This is a genomic window from Streptomyces endophytica (assembly GCF_026153355.1).
Lineage (GTDB): Bacteria > Actinomycetota > Actinomycetes > Streptomycetales > Streptomycetaceae > Streptomyces > Streptomyces endophytica.
In genome coordinates, this window is the sequence record NZ_CP110636.1 from 2,936,395 (window position 1) to 2,951,940 (window position 15,546).

8 protein-coding genes, 2 rRNA genes and 1 pseudogene are annotated in these 15,546 nt (G+C 68.4%); 6 read left to right on the plus strand and 5 right to left on the minus strand.

The window, feature by feature from the left end; all coding sequences use genetic code 11:
- Positions 1-116 precede the first annotated feature (116 nt).
- Both OJ254_RS13295 and rrf read left to right on the plus strand, forming a co-directional pair.
- A 23S ribosomal RNA gene (locus OJ254_RS13295) occupies positions 117-3,235 on the plus strand.
- 76 nt (positions 3,236-3,311) lie between these two features.
- Positions 3,312-3,428: ribosomal RNA gene (gene rrf, locus OJ254_RS13300) — 5S ribosomal RNA — on the plus strand.
- Positions 3,429-3,783: 355 nt separating this feature from the next.
- Here the strand turns inward: rrf and OJ254_RS13305 are convergent.
- The 5 genes from OJ254_RS13305 to OJ254_RS13325 are packed head-to-tail and all read right to left on the minus strand — an operon-like array spanning position 3,784 to position 9,376.
- On the minus strand, positions 3,784-5,094 hold the full coding sequence (locus OJ254_RS13305; protein WP_265362501.1) for a DUF58 domain-containing protein: 1,311 nt from the start codon (positions 5,092-5,094) through the stop codon (positions 3,784-3,786).
- 9 nt (positions 5,095-5,103) lie between these two features.
- The gene (locus OJ254_RS13310) at positions 5,104-6,069 is read right to left on the minus strand and encodes an AAA family ATPase (RefSeq protein ID WP_265362502.1); all 966 of its coding nucleotides are present in this window, start codon (positions 6,067-6,069) and stop codon (positions 5,104-5,106) included.
- Entirely contained in the window at positions 6,050-7,276 is a 1,227-nt protein-coding gene (locus OJ254_RS13315) for a DUF4350 domain-containing protein (protein ID WP_265362503.1), read from the minus strand. Before OJ254_RS13315 ends, OJ254_RS13310 begins: the two co-directional genes overlap by 20 nt.
- Positions 7,273-7,947: a DUF4129 domain-containing protein gene (locus OJ254_RS13320; protein WP_265362504.1), complete on the minus strand. Its 675-nt coding sequence runs from the start codon at positions 7,945-7,947 to the stop codon at positions 7,273-7,275. Before OJ254_RS13320 ends, OJ254_RS13315 begins: the two co-directional genes overlap by 4 nt.
- 22 nt (positions 7,948-7,969) lie before the next feature.
- Positions 7,970-9,376, minus strand: a complete 1,407-nt coding sequence (locus OJ254_RS13325) for a DUF7847 domain-containing protein (RefSeq protein ID WP_265362505.1) — start codon at positions 9,374-9,376, stop codon at positions 7,970-7,972.
- 152 nt (positions 9,377-9,528) lie between these two features.
- Between OJ254_RS13325 and mtnA the strand changes: the two genes are divergently transcribed.
- From mtnA to OJ254_RS13345, 4 genes and pseudogenes are all read left to right on the plus strand, one after another.
- On the plus strand, positions 9,529-10,701 hold the full coding sequence (gene mtnA, locus OJ254_RS13330) for an S-methyl-5-thioribose-1-phosphate isomerase (RefSeq protein WP_265362506.1): 1,173 nt from the start codon (positions 9,529-9,531) through the stop codon (positions 10,699-10,701).
- On the plus strand, positions 10,698-11,375 hold the full coding sequence (mtrA, locus tag OJ254_RS13335; protein ID WP_030416996.1) for a two-component system response regulator MtrA: 678 nt from the start codon (positions 10,698-10,700) through the stop codon (positions 11,373-11,375). Before mtnA ends, mtrA begins: the two co-directional genes overlap by 4 nt.
- A gap of 1 nt (position 11,376) precedes the next feature.
- A complete protein-coding gene (gene mtrB, locus OJ254_RS13340; protein ID WP_423835886.1) occupies positions 11,377-13,494 on the plus strand; it encodes an MtrAB system histidine kinase MtrB in 2,118 nt (705 codons plus the stop codon).
- A pseudogene (locus OJ254_RS13345) lies at positions 13,484-15,402 on the plus strand (LpqB family beta-propeller domain-containing protein). Before mtrB ends, OJ254_RS13345 begins: the two are co-directional and overlap by 11 nt.
- Positions 15,403-15,546: the final 144 nt, after the last annotated feature.

Sequence of the window (15,546 nt, forward strand, 5' to 3'; positions counted from 1 at the left end):
TACGGACTGTGAGTCCGGACCTTCGCGATGCCGGCCCCAGTGAACTCAGCCTTCGGGTTGGGGTGGTGGGTGGCTGGTCGTTGCTTGAGAACTGCACAGTGGACGCGAGCATCTGTGGCCAAGTTTTTAAGGGCGCACGGTGGATGCCTTGGCACCAGGAACCGATGAAGGACGTGGGAGGCCGCGATAGGCCCCGGGGAGCTGTCAACCGAGCTTTGATCCGGGGTGTCCGAATGGGGAAACCCGGCAGTCGTCATGGGCTGTCACCCGCTGCTGAACACATAGGCAGTGTGGAGGGAACGCGGGGAAGTGAAACATCTCAGTACCCGCAGGAAGAGAAAACAACCGTGATTCCGGGAGTAGTGGCGAGCGAAACTGGATGAGGCCAAACCAGTCACGTGTGATACCCGGCAGGGGTTGCGTGGTTGGGGTTGTGGGATCTCTTTTCTGCAGTCTGCCGGCTGTGGGACGAGTCAGAAACCGTTGATGTAGGCGAAGGACATGCGAAAGGTCCGGCGTAGAGGGTAAGACCCCCGTAGCTGAAACGTCAACGGCTCGTTTAAGAGACACCCAAGTAGCACGGGGCCCGAGAAATCCCGTGTGAATCTGGCGGGACCACCCGTTAAGCCTAAATATTCCCTGGTGACCGATAGCGGATAGTACCGTGAGGGAATGGTGAAAAGTACCGCGGGAGCGGAGTGAAATAGTACCTGAAACCGTGTGCCTACAAGCCGTGGGAGCGTCGGAACAAGGCTTGCCTTGTTCTCGTGACTGCGTGCCTTTTGAAGAATGAGCCTGCGAGTTTGCGGTATGTTGCGAGGTTAACCCGTGTGGGGAAGCCGTAGCGAAAGCGAGTCCGAATAGGGCGTTGAGTAGCGTGCCCAAGACCCGAAGCGGAGTGATCTAGCCATGGGCAGGTTGAAGCGGAGGTAAGACTTCGTGGAGGACCGAACCCACCAGGGTTGAAAACCTGGGGATGACCTGTGGTTAGGGGTGAAAGGCCAATCAAACTCCGTGATAGCTGGTTCTCCCCGAAATGCATTTAGGTGCAGCGTCGTGTGTTTCTTGCCGGAGGTAGAGCACTGGATAGGCGATGGGCCCTACCGGGTTACTGACCTTAGCCAAACTCCGAATGCCGGTAAGTGAGAGCGCGGCAGTGAGACTGTGGGGGATAAGCTCCATGGTCGAGAGGGAAACAGCCCAGAGCATCGACTAAGGCCCCTAAGCGTGTGCTAAGTGGGAAAGGATGTGGAGTCGCAGAGACAACCAGGAGGTTGGCTTAGAAGCAGCCACCCTTGAAAGAGTGCGTAATAGCTCACTGGTCAAGTGATTCCGCGCCGACAATGTAGCGGGGCTCAAGCACACCGCCGAAGTCATGTCATTGCAGCATTAGGACCAACGTCTGCTGTGATGGGTAGGGGAGCGTCGTGTGCCGGGTGAAGCAGCCGTGGAAACGAGTTGTGGACGGTTCACGAGTGAGAATGCAGGCATGAGTAGCGATACACACGTGGGAAACGTGTGCGCCGATTGACTAAGGGTTCCTGGGTCAAGCTGATCTGCCCAGGGTAAGTCGGGACCTAAGGCGAGGCCGACAGGCGTAGTCGATGGACAACCGGTTGATATTCCGGTACCCGCTTTGAAGCGCCAAACATTGAATCAGGCGATGCTAAGTCCGTGAAGCCGCCCTGAGCTCTTCGGAGCGTAGGGGAGTGGTGGAGCCGACGAACCAGACTTGTAGTAGGTGAGTGATGGGGTGACGCAGGAAGGTAGTCCAGCCCGGGCGGTGGTTGTCCCGGGGTAAGGGTGTAGGCCGTGTGGTAGGCAAATCCGTCACACGTTAAGGCTGAGACCTGATGCCGAGCCGATTGTGGTGAAGTGGATGATCCTATGCTGTCGAGAAAAGCCTCTAGCGAGTTTCATGGCGGCCCGTACCCTAAACCGACTCAGGTGGTCAGGTAGAGAATACCGAGGCGTTCGGGTGAACTATGGTTAAGGAACTCGGCAAAATGCCCCCGTAACTTCGGGAGAAGGGGGGCCATTGCTGGTGATGAGTCTTGCACTCTGAGCTGGTGGTGGCCGCAGAGACCAGCGAGAAGCGACTGTTTACTAAAAACACAGGTCCGTGCGAAGCCGTAAGGCGATGTATACGGACTGACGCCTGCCCGGTGCTGGAACGTTAAGGGGACCGGTTAGTCATGATTCGTCATGGCGAAGCTGAGAACTTAAGCGCCAGTAAACGGCGGTGGTAACTATAACCATCCTAAGGTAGCGAAATTCCTTGTCGGGTAAGTTCCGACCTGCACGAATGGCGTAACGACTTCTCGACTGTCTCAACCATAGGCCCGGTGAAATTGCATTACGAGTAAAGATGCTCGTTTCGCGCAGCAGGACGGAAAGACCCCGGGACCTTTACTATAGCTTGATATTGGTGTTCGGTTCGGCTTGTGTAGGATAGGTGGGAGACTTTGAAGCATCAACGCCAGTTGGTGTGGAGTCATTGTTGAAATACCACTCTGGTCGTGCTGGATGTCTAACCTGGGTCCGTGATCCGGATCAGGGACAGTGTCTGGTGGGTAGTTTAACTGGGGCGGTTGCCTCCTAAAGGGTAACGGAGGCGCCCAAAGGTTCCCTCAGCCTGGTTGGCAATCAGGTGTTGAGTGTAAGTGCACAAGGGAGCTTGACTGTGAGACTGACGGGTCGAGCAGGTACGAAAGTAGGGACTAGTGATCCGGCGGTGGCTTGTGGAAGCGCCGTCGCTCAACGGATAAAAGGTACCCCGGGGATAACAGGCTGATCTTCCCCAAGAGTCCATATCGACGGGATGGTTTGGCACCTCGATGTCGGCTCGTCGCATCCTGGGGCTGGAGTCGGTCCCAAGGGTTGGGCTGTTCGCCCATTAAAGCGGTACGCGAGCTGGGTTTAGAACGTCGTGAGACAGTTCGGTCCCTATCCGCTGTGCGCGTAGGAGTCTTGAGAAGGGCTGTCCCTAGTACGAGAGGACCGGGACGGACGAACCTCTGGTGTGCCAGTTGTCCTGCCAAGGGCATGGCTGGTTGGCTACGTTCGGAAAGGATAACCGCTGAAAGCATCTAAGCGGGAAGCCTGCTTCGAGATGAGGGCTCCCACCTCCTTGAGAGGGTAAGGCTCCCAGTAGACGACTGGGTTGATAGGCCAGATATGGAAGCCGGGTAACCGGTGGAGTTGACTGGTACTAATAGGCCGAGGGCTTGTCCTCAGTTGCTCGCGTCCACTGTGTAGGTTCTGAAGTAACGACCGTTGAGTCATGCTCCGGTTGGTTAACTTCATAGTGTTTCGGTGGTCATAGCGTTAGGGAAACGCCCGGTTACATTCCGAACCCGGAAGCTAAGCCTTTCAGCGCCGATGGTACTGCAGGGGGGACCCTGTGGGAGAGTAGGACGCCGCCGAACAATCTTTGTGGGAAGCCCCGCACCTTATGGTGCGGGGCTTTTCTGCGTTCAGGATCGGTGGGTGGACGGTACGCGGTGGGGCATCTCATTCGGCTTCCGTTCCCTCCAGGCCGTACTCGTCCTAAGCTCGTGGCGCCGGCGGTGGAAGCGTGCGGTGGGTGCTGCCCGAGCCGAGTCCACTCACCAAGGCTGGTCACCAGCACTCTCCAGCTGCGGGGCTCACAGACAGCTGGGCACTGGAGAGTGGTGTGCTCTCCCCACGTACGAGCGAGAGCGGTCGCCGTGCGGAGGGCGCCGGGTGGTCTCCGGCCGCGCTGGCTGTAGGTGAGGGGGTGCTCGATGCGCGAGGGGCGTTTTACAGGCGGCCGGTGGACTTCAGGGTGAGGTAGGCGTCTGCCAGGTCGGGGGCCAGGTGGGCCGGGGTGGCGTCGATGACGGTGATGCCCTGGCGGCGGAGGCGGTCTGCGGTGCGGCGGCGGGCGGCGATGGCCTGCTCTGCGGCTGCTGCGGCGTAAACGGCCTGGGGGGAGTGGCGGCCGGCGGCCATTTCCTCGATACGGGGATCGGCTACGGCGGCGACGATGACTTCGTTGCGCTGGGTGAGGCTGGGCAGGACGGGCAGGAGGGCCTCTTCGACGGGGGCCGCGTCCAGGCCGGTGAACAGGACGATCAGGGAACGGCGCGAGGTGCGGCGATGGATTTCGGCGGCCAGGCCGCGGGCGTCCGCCTCGACGAGTTCGGCTTCGAGGGGCGCAAGGGCGTCGGTCAGGGCCGGGAGAAGATCGCGGGCGGTGCGGCCCTGTACGGAGGCGCGGATGCGGCGGTCGTAGGCGAGGAGATCGACGTGGTCGCCGGCACGTGCGGCGAGCGTGCCGAGCAGCAGGGCCGCGTCCATGGAGGCGTCGAGGCGGGGGATGTCGCCGATACGGGCGGCCGAGGTGCGACCGGTCTCGAGGACGAGAAGGATGCGGCGGTCGCGTTCGGGGCGCCAGGTGCGGACGGCGAGGTCCTGTCGCCGGGCGGAGGCGCGCCAGTCGATGGAGCGGGTGTCGTCGCCGGGGGTGTAGTCGCGGAGGCTGTCGAATTCGGTGCCCTCACCGCGCGTCAGGAGGCTGGTGCGGCCGTCGAGTTCGCGGAGCCGCGCGAGCTTGGCGGGGAGGTGCTTGCGGCTGGTGAAGGGGGGCAGGACGCGCAGGGTCCACGGGACGCGGTGGCTGCCCTGTCGCGCTGCCAGGCCTAGGGGGCCGTAGGAGCGGACGGTGACGCGTACGGCGTGGTGGTCGCCGCGTCGGGTGGGGTGGAGGGTGGTCGTCAGGCGTCGGCGCTCGGCTGGGGGGATGCGGACGGTGTGCCGGGAGGCGGCGATGTCCGAGCCGGGGTGGAAGGAGCTCGGGGGCCAGGCGTCGCGGACGTGGGCGCGCAGCGTACGACGGCTCGGGTTGGTGAGGGTGAGGTGGGTGTGGGCTTCACCTGTTAGTCGAACGGTTGTTTCACCAGTTCGGGTGAAATGGAGCTTTCGGACTGGCGCGGCGAGCGCGAGGTCGCACAAAATTGCTATCAGCAAGGCGAGTTGAACGATCGCGATGCCGAGCCAGCTGGGCAGCACGAAGCCGACGAACAGGGCTCCGAGTGCGGAGACGAGGGCGGTGCGTCCGGTGAGGGTCACGGTGTCGCCTCAGCGGGGGACGGGGAGATGTGCGAGTACGGCGTTGATCACGGAGTCCGCGGTGACTCCTTCCATCTCCGCTTCGGGGCGGAGCTGGATGCGGTGGCGCAGCGTGGGGAGAGCAAGGGCCTTCACGTCGTCAGGGGTGACATAGTCGCGGCCGATGAGCCACGCCCAGGCGCGTGACGTGGAAAGCAGGGCAGTGGCGCCTCGGGGGGAGACGCCGAGAGAGAGCGAGGGGGATTCGCGAGTGGCACGGCAGATATCGACGATATAGCCGGTGACTTCGGGGGATACCGAGGTCTTCGCGACGGCGGCTCGGGCCGCGTCGAGGTCGGCGGCGGAAGCGACGGGGCGAAGTCCGGCGGCGTTCAGATCGCGGGGGCTGAAGCCGGCCGCGTGACGGGTGAGGATGTCTATCTCGTCCGGCCGCTCGGGAAGAGGGACCGTCAGCTTCAGGAGGAAGCGGTCGAGTTGGGCCTCGGGCAGCGGATAGGTGCCCTCGTACTCCACGGGGTTCTGCGTGGCGGCGACCAGGAACGGCTCGGGGAGGGGGCGGGCTGTGCCGTCGACCGTGACCTGACGCTCTTCCATGGCTTCCAGCAGGGATGCCTGGGTCTTGGGTGGCGTGCGGTTGATTTCGTCGGCCAGCAGCAGATTGGTGAAGACGGGGCCCGCCTGGAAGGAGAACTCCGCGCTGCGGGCGTCGTAGACCAGTGAGCCCGTCACATCACTCGGCATCAGGTCAGGGGTGAACTGCACCCGCTTGGTCTCGAGTTCGAGGGCGGTCGACAGGGCGCGTACGAGAAGGGTCTTGGCGACACCTGGGGCGCCTTCGAGGAGTACGTGACCGCGGCAGAGGAGGGCGACGACCAGCCCGGTGACGGCGGGGTCCTGGCCAACGACGGCCTTGGCTATCTCGGTGCGCAGGGCCTCGAGGGAGGCTCGGGCGCTGTCAGCGGTCGGGGTGCTCACGGGGGGCGTGCCTCTCTTGGGAAACGATCGAGGATTCGAGTGCGTCGAGCTGGTCGGCCAGCTGCACCAGGGCCCGGTCGTCCGCGGGGGCCGGGCCGAAGAGCAGGGTGTGGAGATCTGTCCCGGTGCCAGCGCGGACGGTCAAGTGGGTGTGGAGGGCCGGGAGAAGACGGTCTGGAGCGTGGGCCTGTGTGGGGGGTACGCCGAGGAGGGGGGCGAGCCGGGTGCGGGTCGCGGAGCGCAGGACGGTGGCGGCCCGGTCGCGGGCGCCGGTCTGTTCGTAGAGGCGGGCGTGACCCTCGGTGGTCTCGGCGGCGGGGACGGTGACGGGGAGTCTTTCGGGGACGAGGGGGCCGAGTCGGCGGGCACGCCAGACGGCTGCGAGGCCGGCGGCGATGGTCAGTTGGAGCAGGGCCCAGCTCCAGCCGGTGGGGATGAGATCGAGGAAGCTGCGCTGGTCATGAGCGGATGACGGGTCGCTCACGGAGGGGAGGTACCAGATCAGATGGTGGTGAGCACCGAGGAGTTGAAGGGCGAGCGAGGCGTTGCCGTGCTCGGCGAGGTGTTGGTTGGTGAGGAAGTCGGCGGAGCCGAGGAGGACGGTGTCGCGACCGCTGCCGGCGGACGGCAGGCGAAGCAGGGTGGGCCGGCCGCTGACGGGGTAGCAGCGGTCGGTGCGCGCGTCGGAAGTGGTGTAGCGGAGGCCGCCGAGGAGCACGCTGCCGGCGCGGTGTGCGTCCGGCAGGGAACAGGCGGGCTTGCGCGGGGAGATGCTCGTTGCGGGCTGGGCCTGGACGCCTGGGGCGAAGGTCCAGAGGGAAGCGGAGCCCGGAGTGAGCAGGACGGTGCGTCCGGCGGTGTGAGCCGTTGCGGTGTGCAGGGCCGTCAGCTGCTTCTGCGTCAGGACATCGGGGTCGGTGATGAGCAGGGTGGTTCCGGGGCCGGATGCTCGGGCCGCCTCCTCGGAGGTGGTCGCGACCTGGAGGGAGACGCCCTGGCCGGCGAGGAGCCGGGCCAGCGCACGGCTGCCGGAGCGGTCCGCCGAGCGGGGGTCGAGCCGGCCGTGCTGTTCACCGGACTGCAGGGCGGCGAGGATCACTCCGCTGATGACGAGGAGGAGCAGCGCGGCCAGGGGACCTCGGGAGCGGGTCCACAGTCGGCGTGCGGTGAGCGAGGGCGCGGGGGTCTCCGGGGCGGCCGTGGTCATCCGCGGCTCCTGGTCGGGGTGGTGGCCAGGTCGGGCTTGGCCTGCTGGAGCTCGGTGTCGAGGGTGGTGAGGAAGGCGTATGCCTGTTCCGTGCCTGGGCGGCCGCCGTATGTGACGTCGTCGAAGGTGCGGGCGGCGGTGTGGAGTTGGTCGGCGTACCGGGGGAGTGTCAGGCCGGCCTCGGAGGCGGCCTCGTCGGCGGTGCGGCCGGCGGCGGGGGTGAGCAGGGTGCGTTCCTCGAGGGAGAGGACGAGGGCGCGCATGCGGTCCTGGACGGCCTGGCTCCAGTGGCCTGCGGCGGCGTGCCGTTCGGCGGTCGCGCGGTGTTCGGCGGCGGTCCGGGGAGTGTCGGAGAAGAGCGCGCCGCTGGTGGTCGGGGTGCGGCGGACCGCGCCGAGGCGCAGCCGGAGGGCGACGACGAGCAGCAGGACGAAGGTGGCGATGGCGAGGAGGCCGATCCAGCCGCCCGGTGTGGCGCCGGCTGCCGCGCCGAAGAGGTCGTTGACGCGGTCCCAGAGCCAGTCGAGGGCGCGCTGGATCGGGTTGGGGTCGTGCTGGTGGTACCGGGGGTCGGACAGTTCGCGCTCGGCCGCCTCGCGGGCGGGGAGGCGCGGTGTCCGCACCGGTATGTCGTCGTCGGAGCGCGCTGTGAGTGACCCGAGCGCGGCCATGTTCCCCCCTGTTGTCACCGCATCAGCTTCCCGGTGCGGCGTCGGGACCGGCGTCGTCCGCAGTGGTGGCGGTCGGAACGTGTGCGGCCGGGACGTCTGCGGCCGGTGCGTCGGTGGGGGCGTTGGCGCCGTATCCGGGGAGGCCGGCGGCGCGGGCCAGTTCGAGGTCGAGGGCCTCGCGGCGGATGCGCTGGTCCACGTAGAGGAGTGCGGTGACGCCGGCGCTGATCGGGAAGGTGATGGTGGAGCTGATCACGGCGCCGATGCCCAGCACGATCAGGAACGACCAGCCGGTGTTGTCGCTGGTGCCGTTCGCCCAGTCCAGGATGCTCTCGCCACCGATGACGAAGGCGACGATGGTGGCCGGGATCTGGATGATGAACTCGACGATGGCGACCAGGAGGTAGGCCAGCAGCTGGACGCCCAGCACCCGCCACCAGGAGCCGCGTACGAGCTTGGCGGAGCGTCGCATGGAGGCGATGACGCCCTGCTTCTCCAGCATCAGCGCGGAGGAGGCGAGGCTGTAGCGGACCCACAGCCAGATGCCGACGGCGGAGGCGGCGATCCCGCCGAACACGGTGAGGAGCAGGCCCAGGTCCAGCGTGGCGAAGGCGGTGACGAGGAGGCCGGGGGTCAGGCCGACGGCGAAGACGGCCGTGATGAGGAGGGGCAGCAGCACCAGCAGGCCGAGGAGGCGCGGGAGTTGGCTGCGGGCGTCGCGCCAGGCTTCGCCGGCCGTCACGGAACGGCCGAGGACGGCGCGGCTCACGATCATGGTGAGCAGTCCGGTGGCGATGATGGTGGCGAGGAGCCCGATCACCGAGGTGAGGGCGGTTCCGGCGAGCGAGTTCCCGGCCTGGCGCATGGTTTCGCGGACCGGCGGGACGTTGCTGCTGGAGATCGAGGGCGCGCGGCCGGCGTTCCGGAACCACAGGCCGGTGACGACGGTGATGGCGGTCTGCGAGACCACCGCGACGATCAGCGATATGCCGAGCACGGTGCGCCAGTGGGCCCGCATGGTGGCGACCGCGCCGTCGAGTATCTCGCCGACGCCGAGCGGGCGGAGCGGGATGACGCCGGGCTTGGCCGCCGGAGGCACCGGGGACCAGCCCCACGGGGCCTGCGGGCCGGGGGCCGGGTGGTGGCCGCCCCAGCCGGGCCGGCCGGTGCCGGACGAGGCGCGGGCGCGGTCGCCGGAGGTTGGCCGGCCGCTGTGGTCCCCGGGACCGGTCTGGCTGGGGATGCCGGCGGGGGCCGACCACTGGCCGGCGGGCGGCTGCTGCTTGGACCAGTTCGGCGGGGTCGGCTGCTCGGCGGCGCCGGGAGGGTCGTCCGTTCCCGCGGTCTGGTGGGGCTGCTCCGGTGTGCCGCGGCCCGGCTCGTCGGAGGGGGTGGATCCGGGCGAGGCCCAGCCCGGAGAGTTGTTCATCGTCGCTCCTTCTTGCTGCCGGCCCGCCGTGGCGGCCGGGGTCCGGGGTCCGCGGTGGCAGTCATCGTGTCATGGCGCCGTGCGTTGTGTACCCGGGCCCTGAGAGTGAGAGGACCTTCTGTTCGAGGGGCGGTCGACGGCAGACTGAGGGGATGGGCGATCAGTACGAGGTATCCGAGGTGGGCGCCAGGACGCTCACGATCCCGTCGCTGCGCTGGGAGGAGCTGCCGGAGGGGCCTGTCGTGGTCCTCCTTGATCAGACCCGGCTGCCGGTGGAAGAGGTCGAGCTGGTCTGTACGGACGTGCCGGCGCTGGTCGAGGCGATCTGTTCGCTGGCCGTGCGGGGGGCGCCGTTGCTGGGTATCGCGGGCGCCTATGGCGTGGCACTGGCCGCGGCGCGGGGCTTCGATGTGGAAGAGGCCGTGGAGGCGCTGGCGCAGGCCCGGCCGACCGCGGTCAACCTGGGGTACGGCGTGCGGCGGGCGGCGGATGCGTACCGGGCGGCGGTGGCCCACGGGGCCGGAGCGCCGCAGGCGGCGGCCGCGGCGCTGGTCGAGGCCCGGGCCGTGCACGCGGAGGACATCGCGGCCAGTGCGCGGATGGCGGAGCACGGTATGGCGTTGTTGGGCGAGCTGCTGCCGGGCGGCGGTCACCGGATTCTCACGCACTGCAACACGGGCGCGCTGGTGTCCGGGGGCGAGGGCACCGCCCTGGCGGTGGCGCTGGCGGCGCACCGGGCCGGTGAGCTGCGCCGGCTGTGGGTCGACGAGACGCGGCCGTTGTTGCAGGGGGCGCGGCTGACCGCCTACGAGGCGGCGCGGGCCGGTATGGCGTACACGGTGCTGTCGGACGGGGCGGCCGGGTCGCTGTTCGCCGGTGGTGAGGTGGACGCGGTGCTGATAGGTGCCGACCGGATCGCGGCGGACGGCTCGGTCGCCAACAAGGTCGGCAGCTATCCGCTGGCGGTACTGGCGCAGTACCACCACGTTCCGTTCGTGGTGGTGGCGCCGACGAGCACGGTGGATCTGGAGACCGAGGAGGGTGCGGACATCGAGGTGGAGCAGCGGCCGGGGCAGGAAGTGACGGAGTTCTCGTTGCCGGCGGCACAGGGTGCCGGGGCGGTCCCGGGGACCGGTGTGCCGGTGGCGCCGTTGGGCGCACAGGCCTACAACCCGGCCTTCGACGTGACTCCGCCGGAGCTGGTGACGGCGATCGTGACGGAGGCCGGAGTGGTCTCCCCGGTCACCCGGGACCGGCTGGCGGAGGTGTGTTCCACGTCACGATGGAGTAAGTCACGATCAGGTAATGGGATGATGGCCGAATGAAGGGACGCGTCCTGGTCGTCGACGACGACACCGCACTGGCAGAGATGCTCGGCATTGTGCTGCGTGGCGAAGGCTTTGAACCGTCGTTCGTGTCGGACGGTGACAAGGCCCTTGCCGCCTTCCGTGAGACCAAGCCGGATCTCGTCCTGCTCGACCTGATGCTGCCCGGACGGGACGGCATCGAGGTGTGCCGGCTGATCCGCGCGGAGTCCGGGGTGCCGATCGTCATGCTGACCGCCAAGAGCGACACGGTCGATGTGGTGGTCGGGCTCGAGTCGGGCGCGGACGACTACATCGTCAAGCCGTTCAAGCCCAAGGAGCTGGTGGCCCGGATCCGGGCGCGGCTGCGGCGTTCGGAGGAGCCGGCGCCCGAGCAGCTGGCGATCGGTGACCTGGTCATCGATGTGGCGGGCCACTCGGTCAAGCGCGACGGGCAGTCGATCGCGCTGACGCCGCTGGAGTTCGATCTGCTGGTGGCGCTGGCGCGCAAGCCGTGGCAGGTGTTCACCCGTGAGGTGCTGCTGGAGCAGGTTTGGGGCTATCGGCACGCCGCGGACACCCGGCTGGTCAACGTCCATGTGCAGCGGCTGCGGTCGAAGGTCGAGCGGGATCCGGAGCGTCCGGAGATCGTGGTGACCGTGCGCGGGGTCGGCTACAAGGCCGGGCCCAGCTGAGATGGTCCGGGACGGTTCGGCCCCGGAGGGAAAGCGGGGGCGCACCGTCAGCGTGACGGGTGATATGTCCTTTTCGGGAAGATTGGTTGCTCGGTTGCTGCGCGGTGGCCAGCTGCTGCCCGACGGCGCGGTGAGCGGCCCGGTCCACCCGTTGCTGCGGCTCTTCAGCCGGTGGGTGCGGCGGCCGCTGCTGCCCGCCCTGCGACTGTGGCGCCGCAACATCCAGCTGCGGGTCGTGGCGACCACCCTGCTCATGTCCCTCGCCGTCGTGCTGCTGCTCGGCGTCGTGGTCGTCGGCCAGGTCCGTAACGGCCTGCTCACGGCCAAGGCGCAGGCCGCGCAGAGCCAGGCCGTGGGCGGCTTCAGCGTCGCCCAGAAGATGGCCGACGGCGCCGACGACACCCGCACCGACGACACCGCCCGGACCGGCAACCGCGGCACCCAGGACTCCGCGACCTGGCTGACCGGCCTCGTCCAACAGCTCGCCAGCGGCGGCCAGGGCGTCTTCTCCGTAGTGGCGCTCAGCTCCGACTCCGACGAGCCGTTCGGCGACTCCAGCCCCGGCACCCGCGGGCCGCGCGCCTCCGGGGACGTCGATCCGGAGCGGAGCGTACCGGCCGAGCTGCGGCGGAAGCTGGACACCAAGTCCGGCACGTTCCGGCAGTACACCCAGATCAAGCGCATCGGCTCGGACGACGGCGTGCCGGCGCTGATCATCGGCAAGCGGCTCAACGACGTCAACAGCAACCAGTACCAGCTCTACTACCTCTTCCCGTTCAGCCAGGAGGAGGAGTCGCTCAAGCTGGTGACGGGCACCCTCGCGACGGCCGGCGTCTTCGTGGTGATCCTGCTCGGCGCGATCGCCTGGCTGGTGGTGCGGCAGGTCGTCACGCCCGTACGGATGGCCGCGGGCATCTCCGAACGGCTGGCCGCCGGCCTCCTCCAGGAGCGGATGAAGGTCACCGGCGAGGACGACATCGCCCGGCTCGGCGAGTCCTTCAACAAGATGGCGCAGAACCTCCAGGTCAAGATCCAGCAGCTGGAGGAGCTGTCCCGGATGCAGCGCCGCTTCGTCTCCGACGTCTCGCACGAGCTGCGGACGCCGCTGACGACGGTGCGGATGGCGGCCGACGTCATCCACGACGCCCGCGACGAGTTCGACCCCGCCACGGCACGCTCCGCCGAGCTGCTGCGCGGCCAGCTCGACCGCTTCGAGTCGCTGCTCGCCGAGCTGCTGGAGATCAGCCGGTTCGACGCCGGTGCGGCCGCGCTGGAGGCCGAGCCGATAGACCTGCGCGATGTGGTGCACCGCGTCATCGAGGGCGCCGAACCGCTCGCCGAGCGCAAGGGCAGCCGCATCGTGGTGCGCGGCGCCGAGCAGCCGGTGATCGCCGAGGCCGACCCCCGCCGCGTGGAGCGGGTGCTGCGCAATCTCGTCGTCAACGCCGTCGAACACGGCGAGGGCCGCGACGTCGTCGTACGGCTGGCGTCCGCGGGCAGCCGTAGTGGCGGCGCGGTGGCCGTCGCGGTGCGCGACTACGGCGTCGGGCTCAAGCCCGGCGAGGCCACCCGCGTCTTCAACCGCTTCTGGCGCGCCGACCCGGCCCGGGCCCGCACCACGGGCGGCACCGGACTCGGCCTGTCCATCGCCGTCGAGGACGCCCGGCTGCACGGCGGCTGGCTCCAGGCATGGGGCGAGCCGGGCGGCGGCTCCCAGTTCCGGCTGACGCTGCCCCGTACGGCCGGCGAGCCGCTGCGCGGGTCCCCGATACCCCTGGAGCCGGAGGACTCCCGGCGTAACCTCGCCGGCCGGGCCGGCGCCGGACAGACGGGTGCCACGGCCGGCCAGAAGGCCTCCACGATCCCCGTCCAGGCGCGCACCGCGCAGCCCGGTGGCACGGCATCGCTCGGCTCCGCATCGTCGTCGGCCCGGCCGGTCGCCGATCCCACGGCGCTGCCCGGGGACGGAACCCGCGTGGTGCCGCAGAGCGGGGGCGCACGGAGCGAACGGTCCGCGCACGACGAAGGCGCGCACACCGACGAAACGGTCCCCCGAGGCGGGCCCGAGCAGGACACCGGACGGGGTGGGGAACGGGAAGGCGGACGGCGTGGACACTGAGCGCGGAAACGAGCGCGGGGTGGGAGCCACGTCCCGGAAGCGCGCCGGTCAGCACCCGTCGGAGGACACCCGTCACCAAGCCCGTAGGACGAGCGGGCCGGCGTGGAAGCTGGCGCTGCTCGGGGGCGCGTCCGTGCTGCTCGCCGGCTGCGCCTCGATGCCGGACAACGGCGACGTCACGGCGGTCGACCAGTCGCCGCGCTCCGAAGGCGACTCGCAGGTCCGGGTCTACGGCGTGCCCCCGCAGGACGGCGCCCAGCCCACCAACATCGTGCGCAGCTTCCTCGACGCGACGACCAGCGACGAGGCGGACTTCCGCACGGCCACCCAGTACCTGGCCAAGTCGGCACGGCGTACCTGGCGGCCGTTCCAGGTCACCAAGGTGCTCCAGGAACGGCCCAAACCCGAACCGAAGGTGCAGCCCAACCGCGAGGACGCCAACGGCTACTCCGTCACGCTGTCCGGCAGCCAGATCGCGGCGGTGGACGACAACCACGCGTACACCCCGAGGAGCGGCCGTACCGCCAGACGATCCACCTCATCAAGGAGGGGGGCCAGTGGCGGATCGACCGGCTGCCGAACGGAGTGGTGCTCGGGCTGTCCGACTTCCAGCGCATCTACCGCTCCGTCAACAAGTACTACTTCGCCTCCTACGAGTCGGAGTCGGAGGAGCCGAAGGCCAGCCGCGACGTGCTCGTCGCGGACCCGGTCTACCTGCGCCAGCGGATAAAGCCGATCACGGCCAGTGTGCAGGCGCTGCTGTCCGGGCCGACCGACTGGCTGAACCAGGTGACGACCTCGGCGTTCCCGCCCGGCACCCGGCTCGCCGCGCACGACCTGGCGCTGGACGACTCCAACGGCCTGCGGGTCAAGCTCAGCAAGGAGGCGGTGAGCACCGACACCACCCAGTGCAGGCGGATGGCGGCTCAGCTCTTCTTCACCGTCCAGGACATGACGCGCGCCTCGAAGATCAGCGAGGTCGAACTCCAGGACAACAACGGCAACTCGCTGTGCACGCTCTCCCAGGACCAGGCCGAACGCGACTTCGCGCCGTCGCCGCTGACCGGGCACTTCGCCAAGGAGTACTTCATCGACGCCGACCACAAGGTGGTCGCCATGTCGGACTCGGCGACCGAACCGACGCCGGTGCGCGGAGCGTTCGGCACCGGCAAGACCCCGCTGCGCTCGGTGGCCATCTCGCGCGGTGAGAACACCGCGGCAGGGGTGTCGAGCGACGGCCATTCCTTGTACGTGGCCGCCCTGGAGGACGGCATCGAGCGTGGCGCGCCACTGATGACGAGCACCGGCTCGGCCAAGAACCCCGACGAGGGCCTGACCGCGCCGAGCTGGGACGGCCTGGGGGACTTGTGGGTCGCGGACCGCGATGCGCACGGTTCCCGGCTGCTGCGGATGCGCGAGGGCAAGGGCGACCCGGAGCGGGTGGCGGTGCCCGGCCTCGGCGGACGGCGGATCAAGGCGATCAAGGTGGCCGCGGACGGCATCCGGATCGCGATGCTCGTCGAGGACAAGGGGCGCACCACGCTGCAGCTCGGCCGGGTCGAGCGCCGCGGCAGCTCGGCGCATCCGGTGCTGTCGGTGGAGGAACTGCGGCCGATCGCGCCGCAGTTGGAGGACGTGGTGGCCGCCTCGTGGGCGGGCGGCAGCCGGCTGGTGGTCGTCGGCCGGGAGTCCGGCGGGGTGCAGCAGATGCAGTTCATGGAGACCGATGGTTCGGCCTCCGACGCGCAGACGCTGCCCGGGGTCAACGGCGTGAAGGCGGTGGCGGCCTCGGAGGACGAGACCCGACCGCTGATCGCCGACGCCACGGAAGGCATCGTGCGGCTGCCTCCGGACGCGAACTGGAAGACCGTGGCGAAGGACGGGACGGCACCGGTCTATCCCGGGTGACGATCCGCCTCTGCTCCTTCGCGGGCTTTGGTTCCTCTGGTTCCTTCCTCTGGTTCCTTTGGTTCCTTGGTTGTTTTCGGTTTCCTCGGGCTTGTCGGTCCGCGTCGTCGGTCGGTCTGGTCGGACGGCCTGGTCGGTCGGCTT